This is a genomic window from Symbiopectobacterium sp. (assembly GCF_051710365.1).
Taxonomy (GTDB): Bacteria; Pseudomonadota; Gammaproteobacteria; order Enterobacterales; family Enterobacteriaceae; genus Symbiopectobacterium.
Map to the genome: position 1 here is coordinate 1 of NZ_JBPETA010000293.1, position 2,717 is coordinate 2,717.

General features: G+C 48.5%; 2 protein-coding genes and 2 pseudogenes. 3 read left to right on the forward strand and 1 reads right to left on the reverse strand.

Going from position 1 to position 2,717, the window contains the following annotated elements; genetic code table 11:
- Positions 1–122 precede the first annotated feature (122 nt).
- From ACTBDZ_RS16830 to ACTBDZ_RS16840, 3 genes and pseudogenes are all read left to right on the forward strand, one after another.
- Positions 123–263 (forward strand): annotated as a pseudogene (locus tag ACTBDZ_RS16830) (fumarylacetoacetate hydrolase family protein); the annotation flags it as partial.
- A 305-nt stretch (positions 264–568) separates the two neighbouring features.
- Positions 569–1,015, forward strand: a complete 447-nt coding sequence (locus ACTBDZ_RS16835) for a YcgN family cysteine cluster protein (RefSeq protein WP_438816156.1) — start codon at positions 569–571, stop codon at positions 1,013–1,015.
- Between the two features lie 910 nt (positions 1,016–1,925).
- Positions 1,926–2,423, forward strand: coding sequence for a hypothetical protein (locus ACTBDZ_RS16840; protein ID WP_438816157.1), 498 nt, complete (start codon positions 1,926–1,928; stop codon positions 2,421–2,423).
- Positions 2,424–2,646: 223 nt separating this feature from the next.
- Here ACTBDZ_RS16840 and ACTBDZ_RS16845 read toward each other — a convergent pair.
- A pseudogene (locus tag ACTBDZ_RS16845) lies at positions 2,647–2,717 on the reverse strand (surface-adhesin E family protein); the annotation flags it as partial.

Here is a 2,717-nt window from a genome sequence, read left to right on the forward strand (position 1 = left end):
GCCAATGGCAACATTACTTGATGGTAAACGGGTCTGGGCAGAAAAAAATCTGAACCAGATTTAATCTGACAGACACCTGTATAAATAACCGGTAACTGTCAGATCAGGTCTGAGCTAGTACAGCTTATATGAGCCGCTTTTTCACGCTGCGCGCGGGTGATGTGATCCTGACCGGAACTCCAGCGGGCGTTGGCCCGATTGTGTCCGGCGATATGCTGACCATCACCATCAACGATCACAGCCTCTCCACGCGGATTATCTGATCTTTCTCTGACCCGTTCCCGTTGGGAACGGGTAAAACACTTGCTTCACTCCGCTAAATCCGTTATATACCCGTCATACTTCAAGTTGCAGATGCGTTGGCTACGCTCACTCACCCGAATCACTTACTTGAGTAAGCTCATCCGGATTGATGAACCTCATCCCTGAGGTTCCCCCTTCGGGCCAGCGCTTGCCGCCTTCCTGCAACTCGAATTATTTAGGGTATATCCTCCCTGCACGTTGCAGGTGTGGTTGGCGGGGCGTTTGTGCGTTGCCAGATAACGTAAAGATTGATGAGATACTGTGCATGAGCGAACGCGATTTTTGGCAGCAAAAAACCTTGTCTGAAATGTCCGATCAAGAGTGGGAGTCCCTGTGTGATGGCTGTGGTCAGTGCTGTTTGCATAAACTCATTGATGAAGACACGGAAGAACTATACTTCACCAACGTCGCCTGTAATCAGTTAAACATCAAAACCTGCCAATGCCGCAACTATGAGCGGCGGTTTGAGTATGAGCCGGATTGCATCAAATTGACGCGGGAAAACCTGCTCTCTTTCGACTGGTTGCCCGCTACTTGCGCTTATCGATTGATTCACGAAGGCAAGGGCCTACCCGGCTGGCATCCGCTGCGAGCAGGTAACAAAGCGCTGATGCACAGTGAACGCATCTCCGTGCGTCACATTGCGGTGCGTGAAACCGAGGTTGTCGATTGGCAGGACCATATCCTGAATAAACCGGAGTGGGCGCGGTAAGTATTGTTGTGCAGCGTGTTTGATTGGTGTTATTAACAGTCATCCAATTCCTGTAAACGCTGCATATCATTTGCGCTGCGATGACGGATCCCGGCGCGTTTTGAAATCTCGTTCCCTGCTCACTGAGAGTGCAGGGTGCTTACCCATCGCTTCCTTTACCATTCCTCACCGTCAGCCGCGGTACAAAAACAAAGTTGCATCCATCGGTGCGTGTTCTGACAAACTCACGCAGATGGACATCATTCTGACGCTGTTTACCCATCCGCGTATAAGCCCTCTGGCTTTTCAATGTCTGAATCACAGTTTGTGTGAACGTAGTGGCTTCGTTGCCACACTCCGTTATAGGCAGATGTTGCAGGAGTTGAGAGGTGGGTTTGCTTAGTATGTTAGTTCATATAATGACCCGACTCCCACCGTGAGAAATAAGTACTATGTCATGAGGAACGATATTTTTTCTTGATAATAACGATGATGGTCTCTGGATGCGCTGTCGAAAATTTTGATCCGAATAAACCCCGTATCAATCGATCTTCCGAGGTAATGCCAGGTCAATATGAAAAGCCAACCAAATCTCAGCGGGCGGCCATCATGTCAGGAGAACGACCTGATTGGGATAGGGGATATGGCGGCTCCCTGCGTTTTCGTTGGTAAATTTCATTTTTGAATCGCGTGGTCCGATACGAAAAACCGACAGCAGTGCCGATTTTAGCGTTTCTGTATTCGGGCTCCATTTCCCCCTGCCAGAATCGTAGGACGCATGATTCTAATTACGGGCAGTAATTCGGGGTTCAGTGACTTGTCGTTGTGGTGAATGAAGTATCTTTCTCAATCTAAGTCCTGGCGAGCGAGCTAGGCCAGCGTCAGGATGGCGCTGTGGTATCAAGACTATTGAATCGACACGAGGAATAGTATGAAAAATGCAAAGGTATGCAGCCGGTTAGCCGTTGTTCTGGCTTTAATAGCCAGTTCAGCATCATTGATGGCAGCGGGCAAGAATACAGTTAGTGAACAGGATCTTGCTCAGGCATCTGTCATTACACTGAACGCCACGACGGTTAACGGCTTTGTGAGTATTGCCAGAGGCCGTAACTGTGTGGTTCAGGGGGCAAATGATGTTCCCACCCTGCTACCGTGCCCCGAGACATCAAAAACTGCACCCATTACTACGACCTTCAATATCATTGAACTCAGTCATGATTGGTGCCTGGCTGATAACGGGATTGGCCCTGTAGTTAAGAGATGCGACCTCAAGGATCCCGCTCAGCATTGGGACGCGCTGACCGCGGGTCCTACCCACGTTAAAAATATTGAGACAAAAAGATGCCTGACGTCAGTGGGACTTGATAAACCACTTAAATTGCAAAGCTGCACGGGTTCTTTTGCGCAGACATGGGCTCTGCCAAAGTAAGCAACTGAGTAAACTGTAAATTTAGGCTCACTTCAGTGGGCCTTTTCTTTTCCGGTAAATTATACACGGTGCCATCTCTGTTGGGATGTGACTATTTAATTTTCTTGGTAAGTAGTAATGCAATATGGTTAATTCATTGTGTCCAACCGTCATTCCGCACCTGATTTTTGGCTTTGTTGAATAAATCAGAACTTGTAACGACTGTGCCCCATCGGGTCGATTGTTACGTGATGCGAATACTGTTCGGCATTCCTAATAGCGTGATCCGGTTAAGCGCTTTGACCATCGCCATGG

Excerpts from the sequence above, each read along its gene's own strand:
- ACTBDZ_RS16835 (WP_438816156.1), top strand. The coding sequence starts at position 569 with ATGAGCGAACGCGATTTTTGGCAGCAAAAAACCTTGTCTGAAATGTCC.
- ACTBDZ_RS16840 (WP_438816157.1), top strand. The coding sequence starts at position 1,926 with ATGAAAAATGCAAAGGTATGCAGCCGGTTAGCCGTTGTTCTGGCTTTA.